Source organism: Pseudomonas sp. GD03903 (assembly GCF_029840045.1).
Classification (GTDB): Bacteria; Pseudomonadota; Gammaproteobacteria; order Pseudomonadales; family Pseudomonadaceae; genus Pseudomonas; species Pseudomonas pseudonitroreducens.
In genome coordinates, this window is sequence record NZ_JAOCBT010000009.1 from 17,113 (window position 1) to 34,427 (window position 17,315).

21 protein-coding genes are annotated in these 17,315 nt (G+C 66.2%); 9 read left to right on the plus strand and 12 right to left on the minus strand.

Annotated features, from left to right (window positions below):
• Window positions 1–7: 7 nt before the first annotated feature.
• Window positions 8–919 carry a LysR family transcriptional regulator gene (locus tag N5C91_RS15855; protein ID WP_279830408.1) on the minus strand — a complete coding sequence of 304 codons (912 nt, stop codon included), beginning with the start codon at window positions 917–919 and terminating at the stop codon, window positions 8–10.
• A 105-nt stretch (window positions 920–1,024) separates the two neighbouring features.
• On the opposite strand from N5C91_RS15855, the gene N5C91_RS15860 reads away from it, so the two are divergent.
• Together N5C91_RS15860 and N5C91_RS15865 are read left to right on the plus strand one after the other, a co-directional pair.
• Window positions 1,025–2,026, plus strand: coding sequence for a zinc-dependent alcohol dehydrogenase family protein (locus N5C91_RS15860; protein WP_279830409.1), 1,002 nt, complete (start codon window positions 1,025–1,027; stop codon window positions 2,024–2,026).
• Window positions 2,027–2,103: 77 nt separating this feature from the next.
• Window positions 2,104–2,997 (plus strand): LysR family transcriptional regulator, encoded by an 894-nt coding sequence (locus N5C91_RS15865; protein WP_279830410.1) that lies wholly within the window; start codon window positions 2,104–2,106, stop codon window positions 2,995–2,997.
• A gap of 44 nt (window positions 2,998–3,041) precedes the next feature.
• Here N5C91_RS15865 and N5C91_RS15870 read toward each other — a convergent pair whose 3' ends face one another.
• Genes N5C91_RS15870 through N5C91_RS15880 form a run of 3 tightly spaced genes read right to left on the minus strand, consistent with a single transcriptional unit; the run spans window position 3,042 to window position 5,476 of the window.
• Complete coding sequence (locus N5C91_RS15870) at window positions 3,042–4,085, minus strand: NAD(P)-dependent alcohol dehydrogenase (RefSeq protein ID WP_279830411.1); 1,044 nt, start codon at window positions 4,083–4,085, stop codon at window positions 3,042–3,044.
• Between the two features lie 46 nt (window positions 4,086–4,131).
• Window positions 4,132–5,136 carry an aldo/keto reductase gene (locus N5C91_RS15875; protein WP_279830412.1) on the minus strand — a complete coding sequence of 335 codons (1,005 nt, stop codon included), beginning with the start codon at window positions 5,134–5,136 and terminating at the stop codon, window positions 4,132–4,134.
• 10 nt (window positions 5,137–5,146) lie between these two features.
• A complete protein-coding gene (locus N5C91_RS15880) occupies window positions 5,147–5,476 on the minus strand; it encodes a carboxymuconolactone decarboxylase family protein (protein WP_279830413.1) in 330 nt (109 codons plus the stop codon).
• 258 nt (window positions 5,477–5,734) lie between these two features.
• Here N5C91_RS15880 and N5C91_RS15885 point away from each other — a divergent pair, with 258 nt between their 5' ends.
• Complete coding sequence (locus tag N5C91_RS15885) at window positions 5,735–6,718, plus strand: aldo/keto reductase (protein WP_279830414.1); 984 nt, start codon at window positions 5,735–5,737, stop codon at window positions 6,716–6,718.
• A gap of 42 nt (window positions 6,719–6,760) precedes the next feature.
• Here N5C91_RS15885 and N5C91_RS15890 read toward each other — a convergent pair whose 3' ends face one another.
• Both N5C91_RS15890 and N5C91_RS15895 read right to left on the minus strand, forming a co-directional pair.
• Complete coding sequence (locus tag N5C91_RS15890) at window positions 6,761–7,690, minus strand: carbon-nitrogen hydrolase family protein (protein ID WP_279830415.1); 930 nt, start codon at window positions 7,688–7,690, stop codon at window positions 6,761–6,763.
• A 28-nt stretch (window positions 7,691–7,718) separates the two neighbouring features.
• Window positions 7,719–8,963 carry an MFS transporter gene (locus tag N5C91_RS15895; protein WP_279830416.1) on the minus strand — a complete coding sequence of 415 codons (1,245 nt, stop codon included), beginning with the start codon at window positions 8,961–8,963 and terminating at the stop codon, window positions 7,719–7,721.
• Window positions 8,964–9,121: 158 nt separating this feature from the next.
• On the opposite strand from N5C91_RS15895, the gene N5C91_RS15900 reads away from it, so the two are divergent.
• Window positions 9,122–10,048, plus strand: a complete 927-nt coding sequence (locus N5C91_RS15900) for a LysR family transcriptional regulator (RefSeq protein ID WP_236174084.1) — start codon at window positions 9,122–9,124, stop codon at window positions 10,046–10,048.
• 272 nt (window positions 10,049–10,320) lie between these two features.
• Here the strand turns inward: N5C91_RS15900 and N5C91_RS15905 are convergent, their stop codons facing one another.
• Window positions 10,321–10,560 carry a cytoplasmic protein gene (locus N5C91_RS15905; RefSeq protein WP_236174085.1) on the minus strand — a complete coding sequence of 80 codons (240 nt, stop codon included), beginning with the start codon at window positions 10,558–10,560 and terminating at the stop codon, window positions 10,321–10,323.
• Window positions 10,561–10,694: 134 nt separating this feature from the next.
• Between N5C91_RS15905 and N5C91_RS15910 the strand changes: the two genes are divergently transcribed.
• Window positions 10,695–11,393 (plus strand): MOSC domain-containing protein, encoded by a 699-nt coding sequence (locus N5C91_RS15910; protein ID WP_279830417.1) that lies wholly within the window; start codon window positions 10,695–10,697, stop codon window positions 11,391–11,393.
• A gap of 1 nt (window position 11,394) precedes the next feature.
• Here the strand turns inward: N5C91_RS15910 and N5C91_RS15915 are convergent, their stop codons facing one another.
• Complete coding sequence (locus N5C91_RS15915; protein ID WP_279830418.1) at window positions 11,395–12,345, minus strand: DMT family transporter; 951 nt, start codon at window positions 12,343–12,345, stop codon at window positions 11,395–11,397.
• A gap of 136 nt (window positions 12,346–12,481) precedes the next feature.
• Between N5C91_RS15915 and N5C91_RS15920 the strand changes: the two genes are divergently transcribed.
• Complete coding sequence (locus N5C91_RS15920) at window positions 12,482–13,396, plus strand: LysR substrate-binding domain-containing protein (RefSeq protein WP_276574823.1); 915 nt, start codon at window positions 12,482–12,484, stop codon at window positions 13,394–13,396.
• Here the strand turns inward: N5C91_RS15920 and N5C91_RS15925 are convergent.
• From N5C91_RS15925 to N5C91_RS15940, 4 genes are all read right to left on the minus strand, one after another.
• The gene (locus tag N5C91_RS15925) at window positions 13,367–13,858 is read right to left on the minus strand and encodes an HIT family protein (protein WP_279830420.1); all 492 of its coding nucleotides are present in this window, start codon (window positions 13,856–13,858) and stop codon (window positions 13,367–13,369) included. The genes N5C91_RS15920 and N5C91_RS15925 overlap by 30 nt on opposite strands.
• Window positions 13,859–13,905: 47 nt before the next feature.
• Window positions 13,906–14,595, minus strand: coding sequence for a class I SAM-dependent methyltransferase (locus tag N5C91_RS15930; protein WP_236174090.1), 690 nt, complete (start codon window positions 14,593–14,595; stop codon window positions 13,906–13,908).
• A gap of 16 nt (window positions 14,596–14,611) precedes the next feature.
• Window positions 14,612–14,998 carry a DUF1360 domain-containing protein gene (locus tag N5C91_RS15935; protein ID WP_236174091.1) on the minus strand — a complete coding sequence of 129 codons (387 nt, stop codon included), beginning with the start codon at window positions 14,996–14,998 and terminating at the stop codon, window positions 14,612–14,614.
• 104 nt (window positions 14,999–15,102) lie between these two features.
• Entirely contained in the window at window positions 15,103–15,534 is a 432-nt protein-coding gene (locus tag N5C91_RS15940) for an Rrf2 family transcriptional regulator (protein WP_236200956.1), read from the minus strand.
• Window positions 15,535–15,677: 143 nt separating this feature from the next.
• Here N5C91_RS15940 and N5C91_RS15945 point away from each other — a divergent pair, with 143 nt between their 5' ends.
• From N5C91_RS15945 to N5C91_RS15955, 3 genes are all read left to right on the plus strand, one after another.
• Complete coding sequence (locus N5C91_RS15945) at window positions 15,678–16,181, plus strand: GNAT family N-acetyltransferase (protein ID WP_236174093.1); 504 nt, start codon at window positions 15,678–15,680, stop codon at window positions 16,179–16,181.
• 107 nt (window positions 16,182–16,288) lie between these two features.
• Window positions 16,289–16,732, plus strand: a complete 444-nt coding sequence (locus N5C91_RS15950; RefSeq protein WP_279830426.1) for a nuclear transport factor 2 family protein — start codon at window positions 16,289–16,291, stop codon at window positions 16,730–16,732.
• Between the two features lie 59 nt (window positions 16,733–16,791).
• Window positions 16,792–17,304: a thioredoxin family protein gene (locus N5C91_RS15955; protein WP_279830428.1), complete on the plus strand. Its 513-nt coding sequence runs from the start codon at window positions 16,792–16,794 to the stop codon at window positions 17,302–17,304.
• Window positions 17,305–17,315 lie beyond the last annotated feature (11 nt).

A 17,315-nucleotide genomic window follows, 5' to 3' on the forward strand; every position in this document is an offset into this window, starting at 1 on the left:
GGCCGCCCTACTCCGCCGCCGGCATCACCAGGCCGGGTATCGCCGCGATCAGCGCATCGATCGCCAGGCGCACCTTGCGCGGCAGCTGAGCGCTCTGCAGCCAGGTCGCATGCACGTCATACAGGAAGCCCGGCTGCTGCGGCAGCAACGCCTCCAGCGCGCCTGCCTCGATGACGTCCCGCACCAGCCAGAAGGGTAACCACGCCAACCCCATGCCGCGCAGCGCTGCGTCGGCGATGGCCGCCAGGTCATCGAAGCGCAGCCGCGAGCTGGGAAGGAACTCCACGGGCGCCGCTCCTTCAGCGGGGAACAACCAGGGGTTTATCCGTCCGGAACGGTGATAGACCAGGACCTGGTGAAGGGCCAGCGCCTGGATGCTGTCCGGCCGGCCATGCGCCGCCAGGTAGGCTGGCGCAGCGCAGACCACCATGCGCTGCCGGCCGATGCGCCGGGCAATGATGCCCGCCCTTGGCTCGGGCTCGCCGGTGCGGATGGCCAGGTCGATCTGCTCATCCGCAAGGTCTGTCAGACGATCGCTGAAGCGCAGGTCCAGTTCCAGCAGCGGATAGCGCTGGGCCAGGTCCAGCAATACCGGCGCCACGCAACGGCGGCCGAAATGCACCGGCAGGGCTACTCGCAGCCGGCCGCGCGGCTCGGCCACCTCGCCGGCGGCGAGGATATCCGCCGCCTCGGCATCGGCGAGCAGCGCACGACAGCGCTCGTAGTAGATCCGCCCCGCTTCGGTCAGGCTCTGCCGGCGCGTGCTGCGCAGCAGCAACTGCGCACCCAGGCGTTCTTCGAGAAAGCGCACGTGCTTGCCTACCATCGGCGCGGACATTTCCAGGGCATCCGCCGCCGCTGCGAACGACCCGAGGTCCACCGCGCGAACGAAGACTCCCATGCTGGTCAAGCGGTCCATTCGAAACTCCTGATTCCGACTGAGCGTTTCTATACGCCATTTATTGGGTAAATCCCATCATTGATAGTGGCTTTACGTCGAATCACTTTCGTATTGGAGCTACACATGGAAAGAGCCACGGCACGTGCCGTTCGTTTTCATCGGATTGGCGGCCCTGAGGTCCTGAACATCGAGCCGATCGGGGTTCGCCCGCCCGGGCCGGACGAGGTGAGCATCCGGGTCAAGGCGCTGGGGCTGAACCGCGCCGAAGTGTTGCTGCGCACCGACCGCTACATCGAAAGCCCTCAACTGCCCTCCGGCCTCGGCCTCGAGGCCAGCGGGCTGGTAGAGGCCGTGGGCAGCGAGGTGCGTGGGTTCGCACCAGGGGATGCGGTGAGCGTCCTGCCTCCGACCTCGATGCAGGAACAACCGACCCACGCCGAGTACCTGGTGGTGCCGCAAGCACGCCTGGTCAGGAACCCGTCGGGGCAAACCTGGAGCGATGCCGCCGCAACCTGGATGCAATACCTCACCGCTTTCGGTGCGCTGGTCCAGGTGGCCGGGCTGCGAGCGGGGGATTTCGTCGTCATCACCGCCGCATCCAGCAGCGTTGGCCTGGCGGCCATCCAGATCGCCCGGCGCGTAGGCGCGCTGCCGATCGCCGTGACGCGCACCGCGAGCAAACGCGAAGCCCTGCTGCAGGCCGGGGCCGCCGAGGTCATCGCCAGCGAGGAGGAGAACCTGCGCTCGCGCCTGCTCGAGATCACCGGCCAGGCCGGCGCGCGGGTGGTGTTCGACCCGGTGGGCGGGCCGATCTTCGAAGCGCTGACCGCTGCGATGGCCGAAGGCGGCATCCTCATCGAGTACGGCGGCCTGAGCCCCGAACCCACACCTTTCCCGCTGTTCGAGGTGCTCAGTCGCTCGTTGCACCTGCGTGGCTACCGGGTCTACGAAGTGCTCGAGGATCCGCTGCGCCTGCAGGAGGCCAAGGACTTCATTCTCGCCGGCCTTGCCGATGGTTCGCTGCGCCCGGTGCTCGCCCGCACCTTCGCTTTCGACGAGATCGTCGAGGCCTACCGCTATCTGGAATCCAACCAGCAATTCGGCAAGGTGGTGGTCACGCTGTAGGCGCAGCGGCCGGCCACGCGACTCGGATACACTGCAGCGGGTGCGGTGTCTGCCGCGCCCGATGCAGCGGAGCCGAAATGCCAAGGGAAAACTTCAACGACCTGATCGCCTTCGTTACCGTGGCGCGCGAGGGCAGCTTCACCAAGGCGGCGGCGCAACTGGGCGTTTCCCAGTCGGCGCTGAGCCACACCATCCGCGCCCTGGAAAGCCGCCTGGGCCTGCGCCTGCTCAGCCGCACGACCCGCAGCGTCTCCCCCACCGAGGCCGGCGAGCGGCTGATGCAGACCCTGGCGCCGCGCTTCGAGGAAATCGAGGCGGAGCTGGCGGCCCTCAGCGACTTCCGCGACAAGCCGGTCGGCACCCTGCGCATCACCGCCGCCGAACACGCCGCCAGTACTGTGCTCTGGCCGAAGCTGGCGCAAGTGCTGCCGGAGTATCCGGACATCAAGGTCGAAGTCAGCATCGACTACGGCCTTACCGACATCGCTGCCGAACGCTTCGACGCCGGTGTGCGCCTGGGCGATCAGGTGGCCAAGGACATGATTGCCGTGCGCATCGCCCCGGACCTGCGCATGACAGTGGTCGCGAGCCCCGGCTATCTCGCACGCAAGGGCCAACCCGGCGATGTGCCGGCACTGGCTGGCCACGACTGCCTGAACCTGCGCCTGCCGACCTACGGCGGGCTGATGGCCTGGGAATTCAGCAAGGACGGTCACGAGGTGAAGGCCCGCGTCGAGGGGCAACTGACCTTCAACAGCAGCCCGCACATCCTGCGCGCGGCCCTGGATGGCTTCGGCCTGGCCTATCTCCCCGACGACATGGTCAGCGAACACGTCGCTGCCGGGCGCCTGGCGAAGGTGCTGGAAGACTGGTGCCCGACCTTCCCCGGCTATCACCTCTACTATCCGAGCCGACGGCAGAAGTCCCGGGCCTTCTCGGTGCTGGTCGACGCGCTGCGCCACCAGCCGTGAAAGCCGGGCGCAGAGTGCGCCCGGCGTGCCCCGTCAGTAACGTCTCAGGACAGCGTGGCCAGGTCGATGACGAAGCGGTAACGCACGTCGGAGCGTTCCATGCGCTCGAAGGCATGGTTGATCTCGTCCATGCGGATCATCTCGCACTCCGGCAGGATGCCCTTCCTGCCACAGAAATCGAGCATCTCCTGGGTCTCGTTGATGCCGCCGATAGGCGAGCCGGCAATGCGCCGGCGGCCCAGCAGCAGCGGCACGGTGCTGATCTCGTCCACCGGGCCGACCTGCCCCACCAGCACCAGGGTGCCGTCCACGTCGAGCAGCGGCAGGTAGGGCTTGAGGTCATGCTTCACCGGCACGGTATCGATGATCAGGTCGAAGCTGTTGGCCGCAGCCTTCATCGCCTGCGCATCGGCAGACACCAGCAACGTGTCGGCGCCCAGCTCCAGCGCATCGTTGCGCTTGTCCGCGGTGCGACTCACGACGGTCACGCTGGCGCCCAGGCCGACCGCCAGCTTCACCGCCATGTGCCCCAGCCCGCCGAGACCGACCACGCCCACGCGGCTGCCCGGCCCGACGTTCCAGGTGCGCAGCGGCGAATAGGTGGTGATGCCGGCACACAGCAGCGGCGCCGCCTTGCTCAGGTCCAGGCCATCCGGCACCCGCAGGACGAACTCTTCGCGCACCACCAGGTGCTTGGAATAGCCGCCCTGGGTCGCTTCGCGGGTCATGCGGTCACGGTCGTTGTAGGTCTGGGTATTGCCTTCGCGGCACAGCTGCTCCTCACCCTTGCGGCACTGGTCGCATACCTGGCAGGAATCCACCATGCAGCCCACCGCCACGGCGTCGCCGACCTGGTAGCGGGTCACCTTCGGCCCGACGGCGGTGACCCGGCCGACGATCTCGTGCCCCGGCACCATCGGATAGCGGCTGAAGCCCCAGTCATTACGGGCCTGGTGCAGGTCGGAGTGGCAGACGCCGCAGTAGAGGACGTCCATTGCCACATCGTTGTCGCGCAGCGAACGGCGCTCGAAGGTAAAGGGCACAAGCCCGTCCTGCGGGTTCTGCGCGGCGTATCCAAGGGTCTTCATCGCTATGGCTCCTGACGCTTCGAATGGATCGATTGAAAGAGTCGGTTCAACGGGCCGGGCGGCCTTCAACGGGATAGGCAGGATCGCTGTAGCCGGGTGTGGAGGCGTGGCCGGGCGGCACCAGGCTGTCCACCAGCGCTTCGTCCTCGGCGGTCAGGCGCAGGTCCAGCGCCGGCAGGTAGCCGTCCCAGTGCTCCTCGGTACGCGGCCCGGCGATGAGCGAGCTGACCAAGGGGTTGTGCAGCACCCAGGCCAGGGCGAAAGCGGCCGGCGTGGTGCCACGAGCGGCGGCATGCTCTGCGATGCGCTGGGCGATCTGCAGTGATTCGGGGCGCCACTCGGTCTGCTGGATGCGTTTGTCGCCCCGGCCGACACGCGAATCCGCCGGTGGTTCGGCGCCGGGCCGGTACTTGCCGGTGAGCACGCCACGGGCCAGGGGACTGTAGGGCACCACACCGATGCCGTAATGGCCGGCGACGGGCAATTGCTCGACCTCGGCGGTGCGGTCCACCAGGTTGTACAACGGCTCGCTGCAGATCGGCCGGTCCATGCCCAGCTGGTCGGCCAGGCGCACCACCTCGGCGATGCGCCAGCCGCGGAAATTGGACAGGCCGTAGTAGCGCACCTTGCCCTGGCGGATCAGCTCGCCCACCGCGCGCAGGCCCTCTTCCAGCGGCGCGGCGACGTCGGTGCGGTGGAAGTAGAGAATGTCCAGGTAGTCGCAGCCCAGGCGCCGCAGGCTGTCCTCCACCGACTGGTAGATCCACTTGCGCGACTGGCCGCGCTGGTTCGGGCCATCGCCCAGGGCATTGCCGAACTTGCTGGCGATCACCCAGTCGTCGCGGCGGGCGGCTACCGCGCGGCCGACTACCTCCTCGGAGCGGCCCTTGTGGTAGACGTCAGCGGTGTCGATGAAGTTGACGCCCTGCTCGAAGGCCTTGTCGATGATGCGCCGCGAGGTCGGCTCGTCGGTCTCGCCGCCGAACATCATCGCCCCCAGGCACAGGGGCGAAACTTTCAGGGCGCTGCGTCCCAGGTAACGGTATTCCATGAAATGCTCCTCAGGCGCCATCGCGCTCGGCGAACACGCGACGGGCAACGCCCAGCGCGGTGGAGGCTGTGGGCCAGCCGGAATAGAAAGCCAGGTGGGTGATGGCCTCGATCAGTTGCTCCCGGGTCAGGCCGTTGTCCAGCGCCTTGCCCAGGTGGAAGTACAACTCGTTGGCCTGGTAGCGCGCCACCAGGCTGGCCACGGTGACCAGGCTGCGGTCACGCGGCGAGAGACCGGGGCGCTCCCAGACATCACCGAACAGCACCTGATCGGTGTAGTCGGCCAGTGCCGGGGCGATATCGCCGAAAGCCTTGTGGGCCGTGGAGGCTGGTTCGCTCATGGTGTTCTCCGCTTGGCGGGTTGACGGAAGGCCCATGCTAGACCGTGCCGGACCTGCAATTAAGAGGCGAAACGCGTTTGCACCTATGAGGCAAGCTCATGAATCGCCTGAGAAGATCCATGAACCAGACTCATAGGCGAATGCGCCATTACCTGACTAATCACGGCGAAAGTCCTTGAGTAAAGTCCATTCCAGACGTTTCGCCGGGCAATTCTGCCCCTCCCGCTTCAGGACTGACTTTCGATTGGAGAGACCTCGATGGACAAGCGCACACTGGGCCGCAACGGCCTGCAGGTATCGGCACTGGGCCTGGGCTGCATGGGCCTGAGCTACGGCTATGGCCCGGCGGTTGACCGCTACGATGGCATCCGTTTGTTACGGACCGCCTTCGACAGCGGCGTGACCTTCTTCGACACCGCCGAGGCCTACGGTCCCTTCGTCAACGAAGAGCTGCTGGGCGAGGCCCTGGCGCCGGTCCGTGACGAGGTTGTGATCGCCACCAAGTTCGGTTTCAGCGGCGGTGACGTCGGCCTGGGCCTGGACAGCCGCCCGGAGAATATCCGTGCCGTGGCGGAGGCGTCGCTCAAGCGCCTGAAGACCGACCGTATCGACCTGTTCTACCAGCACCGCGTCGACCCGAACGTGCCCATGGAAGACGTCGCCGGCACCGTCGGCGAACTGATCCGCGAGGGCAAGGTCAAGCACTTCGGCCTCTCCGAAGCGGGCCCGGAATCCATCCGCCGGGCCCACGCGGTGCAGCCGGTGGCGGCGCTGCAGAGCGAGTATTCACTGTGGTGGCGCGAACCGGAGAAGGAAATCCTTCCGCTACTGGCCGAACTGGGCATTGGCTTCGTGCCCTTCAGCCCGCTGGGCAAGGGCTTCCTCACCGGCGCCATCGACGAGCGCACGCAGTTCTCGGCCAACGATTTCCGCAACATCGTCCCTCGCTTCTCCGAAGAGAACCGCAAGGCCAATGCCGGGCTGATCGAAGTGCTCGGCCGCCTCGCCGAGAGCAAGGGCGCGACCCGCGCGCAGATTGCCATTGCCTGGCTGTTGGCCCAGCAACCCTGGATCGTGCCGATTCCCGGCACCACCAAGCTGCAGCGTCTGCAGGAAAACCTCGGCGCGGCAACGCTGGTACTGGACTCCACCGACCTTGCTGCCATCGAAGCCGCGCTGCGACAGATCGAGATCGTCGGCGAGCGCTATCCGGCACACCTGCAGCAACGGGTCGGTCGCTGAGGCAGAGAAAGCCCGGTGCCAGGTGGAACCGGGCATCGGCGGTCAACCTTCGAAAGTGACCGGGCGCAAGGGCGCGGTATTCACCTTCAGCTCGAACACGTCCGGCCGCGCGTAGTGGCCACAGGCGTCGAAGTCGAGATTGCCTTGTGCCAGCTGGCCCATGTCGAGGTCGGCATAGAGCTCGGTTTCGCAGTCGAATACCGGCCCGGCCAGCACCTCGCCCAGCGGGCTGACGATCATGCTGCCGCCACGCATCACGTAGTCGTCGTCCTTGAAGTCCAGGCCGAACGCCTCACGGTGCTGCTGCGGATACTCGCCGAGGCGGATGGCCTGGCACGCCGAGAGCACGAATACCCGGCCTTCCAGCGCGATGTGCTGCATGGAGCTGGCCCAGGACGGCCGATCATCGGCGGTCGGTGCGCAATACAGCTCCACGCCCTGGGCATACATGGCCTGGCGCAGCGCCGGCATGTAGTTCTCCCAGCAGATCACACTGCCCAGCACGCCGATCTCGCTGTTCACCGGCTCGATCGTCGAACCGTCGCCGAAGCCCCAGACCAGCCGCTCCTGGCCGGTCGGCATGAGCTTGCGGTGGTAGCCGGCGATACCGCGGCCCGGCACCAGGGTGACGGCGGTGCAATACAGGGTGCGGCCGAAGCGCTCGATGATGCCGACCACGCTGGTCACACCGGTCTGTTCGACATGCTCGGCCAACGCCGCCAGTTCGGGGCCGTCGAGCGCCACGGCGCCTTCGACGTAGCGCTGGTACAACTCACGCCCGGCGCCGCTGCGGTTGCCGATCACGCTGCCGAAGCTGGCGCCCTTGGGGTAGCCGCCGATGAAGGCTTCGGGAAACACCGCCAGCTTCGCGCCCTGCTCCGCCACGCGGCGCAGGATGCCGCCGGCCTTCTCGACGCTGGCCATGGGTTCGTAGGGAACGGCGGCGGCCTGGATGATTGCTACACGGGTCATGGGGACTCCTGACTGCTGGTGAAATGAACTAGAAACGGCTGATGTCGTTGTCGCGGGTTTCCGGCAGGGTCTTCCACAGCACCACCAGGCACACCAGGGAAACCACTGCGAGATAGGCCGCAGGCAGATTCGCGTCGCCGGTCTGGCGGATCAGCGCGGCAGCGATGAAGGGGCCGGGGCCGGCGAGAATCGCCAGCGCCAGGTTGTGCCCCAGCGCAGCACCGGTGGAGCGGATCGAAGCCGGGAAGACCTCCACCAGCAGCACCACGTCCATCACCGCGGTGATCGCCACCAGTACACCCATAACCGTCAGGCCAACGAGGATCGCCAGCGGGTTGCCGGTGTTGAGCAGCAGGAAGATCGGATAGGCAAGCACCGTCAGCGCGGCAGCTGCGCCGAGCAGCAGCTTGCGCCGGCCGATGCTGTCGCTGAGGCGGCCGATCAGCGGGTTGACGATGACGTAGACCACCAGCGCAATGCTGCACAGCCAAAGGGCACTGCTGCGCGGCAGGCCGACGGTGCTGACCAGGTGGTTGTTGGCGTAGGTGATGAAGTAGTACAGCGACACGCCGAACAGCGCGGAGAAAGCGAAGGTCGTGACGAAGGCGCGGCGGCGCACAGCCTTGCTCGGTGCATGGACCTGATGCGAATCACGCTGGCGCACCATCTCCTCGTAGACCGGTGTATCGCCCAGCTTGCGGCGGATGAACACGGCGATACCGGTCATCACGATGGACGCCACGAACGGCAGGCGCCAACCCCAGGCGGCCAGTTGCGCATCGTCCAGCGCCGAGGAAATGCTCGCGGCGGTGAAGGTGCCGAACAGGAAGGCCAGCCCGGCCGTGCCGGTGATTACGCTGGCGGCGGTGGCGCGGCGGTTCGACGGCGCGCTCTCGACGATGTAGATGCCGGCGCTGGACCACTCGCCACCGACCATCATGCCCTGGATGAAACGCATGGCGATCAGCAGGATCGGCGCGGCGATGCCGATTGCCTCATAGGAGGGCAGCAAGCCGATGATGGTGGTGCACACGCCCATGCCGAAGACGGTGATGATCAGCACCGCGCGGCGGCCGAAGCGGTCCCCCATGGGGCCGAGGATCAGCGCACCGAAGGGCCGCGAGAGGAAGCCCACGGCGAACACCGCCAGCGACGACAGCAGCGACGCGCCCGGCGCGCTGGAGGGGAAGAACAGCATGCCGATCACGGCGGCGAAGTAGCCGTAGATGGCGAAGTCGAACCACTCCATGAAGTTGCCGATGCCGACCGCCATGGCCCGCTTGCGGATGTCCGACTGGCCACCCCTGGTATGGATACTGCTAGCACCCAAGCTTTGCGAAATCGCGTCCACAGGATTCTCCATCCCTTGTTATGGTTGTGTGGACGCCAGACTAGGAAGCCCCACGACCGCAGGGCAAACGATTAGGAAATATGAGCCGGATTAACGTACGTAATATCGCGCGGATCGACCTGAACCTGCTGCTGACCTTCCACTGCCTGATGACCGAGCGCAGCGCCACTCGCGCCTCGGCCATGCTGCACGTGACCCAGGGCGCGGTGAGCTCGGCCCTGCGCCGGCTGCGCGAGCACTTCGGCGATGAGCTGTTCATCCGCACGGCGTCCGGCATGCAGCCCACGCGCAAGGCGATGGAGCTGGCACCGAAGATCGCCGAAGCTTTGACGTCGATTTCCGGGGTGCTGGGCGCCGAGCCGGAATTCTCGCCGCGCGACTCCAGCTACGTGTTCAATATCGGCCTGTCCGACGACATCGAGGCCTACCTCGCGCCACGCATCATCAATGCCGCCGCCGCGGAAGGCCTGGGCGTCAGCTTCGCCTTCCACCAGAGCAACAGCTCGCTGTGGAAGCAGTCCCTGCAGGACCCGGACATGGACCTGGTGATTTGCAGCGAGCCCAAGGATTTCAACACCAGCTACTCGTCCCAGGTGCTGTTCTCCTCGTCCTACTCCTGCCTGTTCCGCCCCCGTGGCCGCACGACGCACGAGCCGATTGGCCTAGAGGAGTACTTCGCCGCGAATCACGTACGGGTCTCCTACGACGGCCGGCGCGGCTTCATCGACGACATGTTCGAGGCGGCCGGCTACGCCCGGCGCGTGACCGCCTCCTTCACGCACTTCAGCGGTGCGCTGACGACGCTGATGAGCAGCGAGGTGATCGCCACCATCCCCAGCTTCGCCGCCGAAAGCTATGCGGCCATGACCGACCTCAGCGTCTGCCCGGTGCCTTTCCCGGTGCCCTCGTTCCGCTGCTTCATGCTCTGGGACATCGCCCGGCACAACAAACCGCACCACGACTGGCTGCGCCAGTTCATCGGCGAGCTGGCACAGAAGCTCGGCTGATAGGAGCTTTTGATCTCGTAGGAGCGAGCTTGCTCGCGAACAGTTATCCCGACGACTTGGTCGTCAAGCGATTCGCGAGCAAGCTCGCTCCTACAGCATTTCTAGGATGGGTGGAGCGCAGCGATACCCATGCTGTGCGGTGCGCGTACGTTGATGGGTATCGCTGCGCTCCACCCATCCTACGTTGTGCCCGGCCCCTGACAGGAGGTCCGCCGTTGTAGAACGGATAACCCGTTCCAAGTTATCCGTTCTAAGGCGAGGGCAATTCCCCGTCAGAGGCTTTCCAGCGGCATCGGCCGATACAGCGGCTCGCTGGCCAGCACCTTGATGCCCGACGGCGAGCTTTCCAGCAGGCGGCGTTCGCTGTCGGCCACCAGCAGTTCCAGGCCATAACCCAGCTCGCCCAGGCAACTGGCAATGCTGCTCACGGCCTCCTTCGCCCAAGGCAGGTCGGAATCGAAATGGCCGAGCAACTGGCCGTGGCGCTGAATGATCAGACGGTACTTCTGCATGGAAATCTCTCGACGAAGAATCGGACTGGAATGGATCCTGGTATCGAATCGAAACCTTGACAGAGCCTACCGTCCTGACAGATTTTGTCCAGGTAGTTTTTGATCGATACCATTTCGCAGCCGAGAGTCCCGCCATGAGCCTGTCCGCCGTTTCCCTCGATGCCCTTCTCACCGGCCACGCCGTGCCCTTCACCCGGCCCGGCTCGCGCAGCGCCATCGCCAAACAGCCGCGCCACGCCAATCTGGCGGTGACCGCGCGGGGACTGGAAACCGACGAGCAAGGCGACCTGCGCGTTCACGGCGGTATCGATAAAGCCATCCACCACTACCCGCGCGAGCATTACGCGGACTGGGTAGCGGACTTGGGTGCGCATCCGCTGCTGAGCCGGCCCGGCGCCTTCGGCGAGAACTTCAGCACGACCGGCTGGACGGAAGCGGACCTTTGCCTGGGCGACCGCATCCGCGCCGGCACGGCGTTGCTGGAGGTATCCCAGGGGCGCATGCCCTGCTGGAAGCTGAATGACCGCTTCGACGTGGCGCAGATGGCCCTGCGGGTGCAGGAGTCGGGGCGCACCGGCTGGTACTACCGGGTGCTGGAGGAAGGCACGCTGGCCGCTGGAGCGCTGCTGGAACTGGTCGAGCGTCCGCATCCCGAGTGGTCGCTGCAACGACTCTGCGCGGTACTGTTCGACAAGCGTGTGGACGCCGATATCCTGCGCCAGTGCCTGCAGCTGCCGCTACCGTCGAACTGGCACCGCACGTTGTCGCGGCGCCTCGAAAATGGCGCGGTGGAAGACTGGAGCCCGCGCCTGGAAGGCGCGCCGAAAGCCTGAATCAGGACTCCACGGCGCGGGCCGGAACATGCGCGGGCGCGCGGTGCAGACCGATGGCCCAGAGCACGCCAACGGTGAGCAGAACAATTGCCAGCGCCTCCACCGGACCGGGCAAGCGCTGCTCGTTGATGTAGGCATAGGCGCAGGCGAACAGCGTCTCGAAGACGATCAACTGGCCACCCAGGCTCATCGGCAGGCGTCGCGTCGCAGCGTTCCACAAGCCGTTGGCGACCCACGAGCCGAAGATGGCGAGGAACAGCGAGACCCACAGGAACACCATCCAGCGCTCCGCGGAAATCCCCGTGGGCACTGCCTGCGGCGCAATCAGCACGCCCACCCCCGCCAGCACCACGGCCATCACGCCCGTCACCACGCCGATCAGCGTCGACCACTGGTGGCTGTTGAAGTGGCTGGCCTTCAGATAGCGCGCGTTGGCGCTGGCGTACCACGACCAGCAGGCCACGCCACAGAAACCGCAGACGATGCCGAGAATGCGTTCGCCCGGCGTGCTACCGGCGGCCATCAGCGCCGAAGGGTCGAGGTTGATGCAGAGGATGCCCAGCGCCACCAGGGCCAGCGGCAGCTTCATCCGCGACAGCGGCAGCGAATCGTGTTCCGAACGGCTCTGGTAGGCGATCGCCAGCGGCATGATGCCGTTGATCAGCGAGGCCGCCGCCACGCCGGCGAATTGCACCGCCGCCGAGAGCAGCGCGAAGTACAGCAGGTTGCCAGCCAGGGACAGGCGCACCAGCATCGAAAGGTCGTCACGGCTGACCCGGCGCAGCAGGCCGAGGGCCACCGGCAAGGCGATCAGCAACGAGATGGCGCCATACAGCGCGAAACGCACGGAGCTGATCAACAGCGGGTTGAACTCCGGCACCAGCGACGGCGCCAGGATCACCCCGCCCCAGATTGCCCCAGCCATGCCTGCATAGACCACCCCGCGTTTCATTTCCAACAACCTCGATACTTCGGTGAATGCCCATAAAGAGCCGCCACGGTAGCGGTTGTGATAGGTTCTGACCAAGGATAAATCCGCACCGAGGCATTCCCGGGAGGAATGCCTGGAGTTCTACCGGAGAACCGCCATCAGCCGTTACCTGCGCACCCTGCCGCCCCTGGAAACCCTCATCACCTTCGAGGCCGTGGGCCGCTGCGGCAGCTTCACCCAGGCCGCCACCGAGCTATTCCTCACGCAGAGTGCGGTGAGCAAGCAGATGCGCGCGCTGGAGGACAGCCTCCAGGTGCCGCTGTTCGAGCGTAAACCGCGCGGCGTCACCCTTACCGCAGCCGGCGCGGAGCTGCTGAACACCGTGGACATGCTGCTGGAGCGCTTGCAACACAGCGTGCGGCGCATCCGCAACGTGCACCAGAGCAACGCCGTGTCGGTACTGGCGACCCACGCGATGGCGCAGTTCTGGTTGTTCCCCAGGCTGATCGAGTTCAACAAGGCGCATCCCGGCATTGCCGTGCATGTGCACGCGATCAACGAGATGGACGAAGCCAGCCTGGTGGATTTCGACCTCGGCATCCTCTACGGCGCGGGCGACTGGACCACGCTGAACAGCCGCTTCGTGCTGCCGGAGGTGGTCTACCCCGTCGCCCGCCCGGACTTCGATGCCTCGCGCATCACCAGCCTCGAGCAGCTCGCCGCCGCGCCGCTGGTGCAACTGGATACCTCGGCCTGGAGCTGCCTGGACTGGCACGACTGGTTCGGCCACTTCGGCAAGGATTACCAGCCGGCGGAGAGCGACCCGGTGTTCAACCAGCTCACCCTCGCCTACCGCGCCGTGCAGCAGGGCATGGGCATCGGCCTGGCCTGGGGCTTCATGGCCGACGAAGCGGTGGCCAGCGGCGAGATGCAACGGGTGACCGACCTGGCCATGGTCACCGCGCGCGGTGAGTACCTGGTGTCGCTGCGCCATCGCGAGCTGTCGCCGGCAGCCCGGCTGTTCCACGACTGGTTGCTGGCATCACTGGGGCTGGTTGAAGCGCCTGCGTAGCAACTCGATCACCTGCTCGCGCGACGGCCCCTGCACCGCTGGCGGCACGGGCGCTTCGCCGAATTCGCGCCAGACGAACAGGGTCAGTTCGGCGCCGTCGGTCTGGGTGGCGGCATCCTCGATATGGGCGAACCGGCTCAACGTGCGATAGCGCTCATCGGCCCAGAACAACTCCTCCACCCAGTCGTACACCGGGATGAAATGGAAGTGGATCGGCAAGCCTGGCGAGTGGCCGAAGCGGCCGATGTACAGCCATTTGGGTTGCAGCGTCTGTTCGAGGATACGCTGCACCTTCGCCATCAGCCCGCCCATTTCCGCCAGCGCGGCTTCCGGCAGCTCGGCCAGGGAGCCCACCGGCTGCTGCGAACCGAGCATCAGGTAGCCCGGCAAGGCGGAAGCCAGATGGTGATTGAGCAGCCAGTGCTCGGTCTGGTGGATGACGTGGGTGGCGGGTATCTGCATCGACTGACGTCCGGCGAAACGGGACGCCAATCTAGCAGATGGAGGACTCAGGCGAGCGCGACCCAGCCGCGGAAGGCGAAGCCGACGTAGAAGGCCTCGATGCGGCTGAAGCCGGCTTCCCAGAGCAGCGCTTCGTCCTGCTCGGGAGTGAGGATGTTCAGGTGCGCGTCCACGGCGCTGCGAGCCTGCTGGGCGTTGACCGGTTCCATCCCCGAGCTGACGGCGAAATCGGCATAGCGCGACAGCCAGCGCGCCCGCTCGCCAGCACCCTGTGGCACACAGAGGTGCGCCGTGACGAGAGCCGCCCCGGGCTTGAGCCGGGCGTGAATTTCGCGCAGCACGCGCAGGCGTTCCGCCTCGGGCAGAAAGTGCAGGGTCAGCAGGCAGGCACCGCCGTCGAACGGGCCCGCGGGCGCGTCGTCGATATAGCCCTGCAGCAGGTCGGCGCGCCGGGCATTCGCCCCGAGCATCTGCGCCGCCACCGCGAGCATTTCGGCGGAGGGGTCGACGCCGGTAAAGCGCCAGGCTGGCTGGGCCTCGGCAAAAGCCTTGAGCTCCATGCCACCGCCGGCGCCGAGCACCAGCAGGTGGCCATCGCGCGGCGCATTTTCCGCCAGCAGGATGGCCGCCATGCGATGCAGGTCGAACAGCCCGGGGACGAAGCGCGGCGGGTTTTCCGCATAGCGCGCGGCGGCTTCGGGGTCGTGGAATGGAGCCATCAGTTCGGAGGGAGTCATGCAGAGTCCTTTCTGGTCAGTCGGCGGCGAACAGCTTCTTCAGCTCCCGCTCGCTCACAGCTTTGGCCATGGCCGTGAGAAACACCTTGAACAATAGCCCGCAGAACATCGCGGTGAGGGCGACGGTGAAGAAGGTCGCCACCAGCCAGTCGACTGGCGCCCAGCCGCTGGCGATCACTACCGGACGGTAGACCAGGGTGCCGGCGATCACCACCCAGTGGCTGAAGCAGTAGAAGCACTGGAACAGGTGGCCGACCTGCGGGTGCACCTTCCAGGCCAGGGCCCGCAACGGAGCGAAGAGTTCGGTCTGGGTGACGGTCATGGACAGTGCCGACGCGGCGATGGCCAGGGCCAGGCAGGTCCACAGCGCACCGGCCAGCGGTGAGTTCAGGAGATCGATCATGGGTGGGTTCCTGGTGGGTGTCGAATCTTTCGTTACTTTTAAAGTAACTTGATTGCCCACGCAGGGTCAACGCCGATCAGCGGACGGTGCTCATCGACCCGGGGTCAGCGGTCTGTGGGGTACAGCGCGGTGAAGCGCTCGGCGAGATCGGCCAGGGAGACCGCGCCCAGGCGTTCCAGAAGGATCGTGGTGGCCTGCTGCATGGCGTCCTGCAGCGCAGCGTTGACCACCTTTTCCACCAGGCAATCGGGGTGCACATTGTCGAAGCCCATGGCGAACAACCGCTCGCTGCCCACCGCGCGGTAGACATCCAGCAGCGTGACCTGGGCGAGGTCGCAGTCCAGCGTCCAGCCGCCGCCATGGCCCTTCTCCGAGCGCACGTAGCCCGCTTCGCGCAGGCCGCCCATGGTCCGCCGCACCACGGCCGGGTTGGTGCCGAGCATCTGGGCGATGCGCTCGGAGGTCACGGGCTGGTCGTCGCGGGCCATGTGCAGCAGCACGTGGAGCATGCGCGAGAGGCGGCTGTCGGTTCGCACGGCGGGGTCTCGAAGGGAAATGCGCCTGCATCATCGCACCCCGCCACCGCGCGGTTCAAACCCGTCTGCCACTGGAATTGCCACGGGAATGGGCGACAATGGCGGTCACCCACCCTCTCCGCCGCGCCGCGAGCCTCCCGACCATGAATGATCTTTCCATCCAGCTGGTGCAGACCGGCCCTGAACACCAGGACCTGATCCGCAATCTCTACCAGTACTACGCCTACGAGTCGTCGGACTGGGAAGACGAGGACGTGGAGGTCGATGGCCGTTTCTACGTGCACGAGGAGCATCTCGCGCGCTACTGGAGCGAGCCGGAGTGGAGCGCCAACCTGATCCTCGCCGACGGCTTCATTGCCGGCTTCCTGCTGGTGGAAGGCAGCGAGCTGCCGGGCATCGACGCGCTGGAGCTGTCGGACCTGTTCGTGCTGAAGAAGTATCGCCGCCTGGGTATCGGCCGCGCCCTGGCCAACCAGGTACTGCTGGGCAATCCCGGCCCCTGGCTGGTGCGTTTCTACGCCCAGGACGAGGTGGCGGCGGCCTTCTGGAAAGCCGTGTTCGCCGACCTGCCGCGCCCGGTACAGAGCATAGAGCCGGGGGACGACCCACAATTGGTGAGCTACCTGATCAGCCCGGTCGCCCACTGAAGGCCTGTTCTTCAGGATCAGTCTTCTGTCATTTCCGATCATTGAGCGACCCGCCGGCCCGGCCGTATCGTCCTGAGCGAACAACAAGAAGCTCAGGAGCTACTCCCGTGACCGCACTGAACCTGCACCCCAAGGCCGCCGCTTCGCTGGCCAGCTGGCACCAGATGGTGGCTGCCAAGAACCTCTCCAACCTGCCGCAACTGCTGGCGCCCAACGCGCTGTTCCGCTCGCCCATGGCGCACACGCCCTACCCCGGCGCACCCGTGGTCTCTACCATCCTCAACACCGTGCTGCAGGTGTTCGAGAACTTCACCTACCACCGCGAACTGGCCACCGGCGACGGCCTGAACGTCGTGCTGGAGTTCAGCGCCACGGTCAGCGGCAAGGAACTCAAGGGCATCGACATGATCCGCTTCGACGAAGACGGCAAGATCATCGAGTTCGAGGTGATGGTCCGCCCACTCAGCGGCCTGCAGGCACTGGGCGAGGAAATGGGCCGCCGCCTGGCGCCCTACCTGGCGGCAGCCAAGGCGCAGACCGCCAAGAGCTGATTGCCCGGCCGGGGGATTTCTGCTGGGATGAGCCATCACCCGCATCAAGGAAATCCCCCATGGCCTCCTATGAGGAACTGTTCTCCATCGGCGAAAGCTTCGATGCCTTCGTCGCCCACGGCCTGCCCGACGAGATCGCCGGCGTGCGCAAGGTCCGCCAGCAACTGGCCGAGCCCGGCACGATCGGCGCCAATACCCTGCGCCGCATCCAGGCCATCCAGGGTCGCTACCGCCTGCTGATCGCCGGCGAGATGTGGTGCCCGGATTGCCAGATCAACGTCACCGTGATGAACCATCTGCAGCGCCTGCAGCCACGCGTGGAACTGGCCGTGATCAGCAAGGGCCGCGCCGAGGATGACCTGCGCGAGCGCATGGCGCTGGAGCGTATCCTGATTCCCGTCGTCCTGGTGCTGGATAGCGATTTCCAGCCGGTGGGACAATTCATCGAACGGCCGCAGGAGGTGGTGGCCGGCGGTGATGCGCTCAAGCCGGCCTACCGCGCGGGCGAATATCTGGAGAGCACGCTGACGGACCTGCTGGAGCTGTTCGAAAAAGCCGAAGGCCGCGCTTGAGCAAGCCTTGC

Coding starts and splice junctions, on each gene's coding strand:
- N5C91_RS15855 (WP_279830408.1), bottom strand. CDS start 919: ATGGACCGCTTGACCAGCATGGGAGTCTTCGTTCGCGCGGTGGACCTC.
- N5C91_RS15860 (WP_279830409.1), top strand. CDS start 1,025: ATGGAAAGAGCCACGGCACGTGCCGTTCGTTTTCATCGGATTGGCGGC.
- N5C91_RS15865 (WP_279830410.1), top strand. CDS start 2,104: ATGCCAAGGGAAAACTTCAACGACCTGATCGCCTTCGTTACCGTGGCG.
- N5C91_RS15870 (WP_279830411.1), bottom strand. CDS start 4,085: ATGAAGACCCTTGGATACGCCGCGCAGAACCCGCAGGACGGGCTTGTG.
- N5C91_RS15875 (WP_279830412.1), bottom strand. CDS start 5,136: ATGGAATACCGTTACCTGGGACGCAGCGCCCTGAAAGTTTCGCCCCTG.
- N5C91_RS15880 (WP_279830413.1), bottom strand. CDS start 5,476: ATGAGCGAACCAGCCTCCACGGCCCACAAGGCTTTCGGCGATATCGCC.
- N5C91_RS15885 (WP_279830414.1), top strand. CDS start 5,735: ATGGACAAGCGCACACTGGGCCGCAACGGCCTGCAGGTATCGGCACTG.
- N5C91_RS15890 (WP_279830415.1), bottom strand. CDS start 7,690: ATGACCCGTGTAGCAATCATCCAGGCCGCCGCCGTTCCCTACGAACCC.
- N5C91_RS15895 (WP_279830416.1), bottom strand. CDS start 8,963: ATGGCGGTCGGCATCGGCAACTTCATGGAGTGGTTCGACTTCGCCATC.
- N5C91_RS15900 (WP_236174084.1), top strand. CDS start 9,122: ATGAGCCGGATTAACGTACGTAATATCGCGCGGATCGACCTGAACCTG.
- N5C91_RS15905 (WP_236174085.1), bottom strand. CDS start 10,560: ATGCAGAAGTACCGTCTGATCATTCAGCGCCACGGCCAGTTGCTCGGC.
- N5C91_RS15910 (WP_279830417.1), top strand. CDS start 10,695: ATGAGCCTGTCCGCCGTTTCCCTCGATGCCCTTCTCACCGGCCACGCC.
- N5C91_RS15915 (WP_279830418.1), bottom strand. CDS start 12,345: ATGAAACGCGGGGTGGTCTATGCAGGCATGGCTGGGGCAATCTGGGGC.
- N5C91_RS15925 (WP_279830420.1), bottom strand. CDS start 13,858: ATGCAGATACCCGCCACCCACGTCATCCACCAGACCGAGCACTGGCTG.
- N5C91_RS15930 (WP_236174090.1), bottom strand. CDS start 14,595: ATGACTCCCTCCGAACTGATGGCTCCATTCCACGACCCCGAAGCCGCC.
- N5C91_RS15935 (WP_236174091.1), bottom strand. CDS start 14,998: ATGATCGATCTCCTGAACTCACCGCTGGCCGGTGCGCTGTGGACCTGC.
- N5C91_RS15945 (WP_236174093.1), top strand. CDS start 15,678: ATGAATGATCTTTCCATCCAGCTGGTGCAGACCGGCCCTGAACACCAG.
- N5C91_RS15955 (WP_279830428.1), top strand. CDS start 16,792: ATGGCCTCCTATGAGGAACTGTTCTCCATCGGCGAAAGCTTCGATGCC.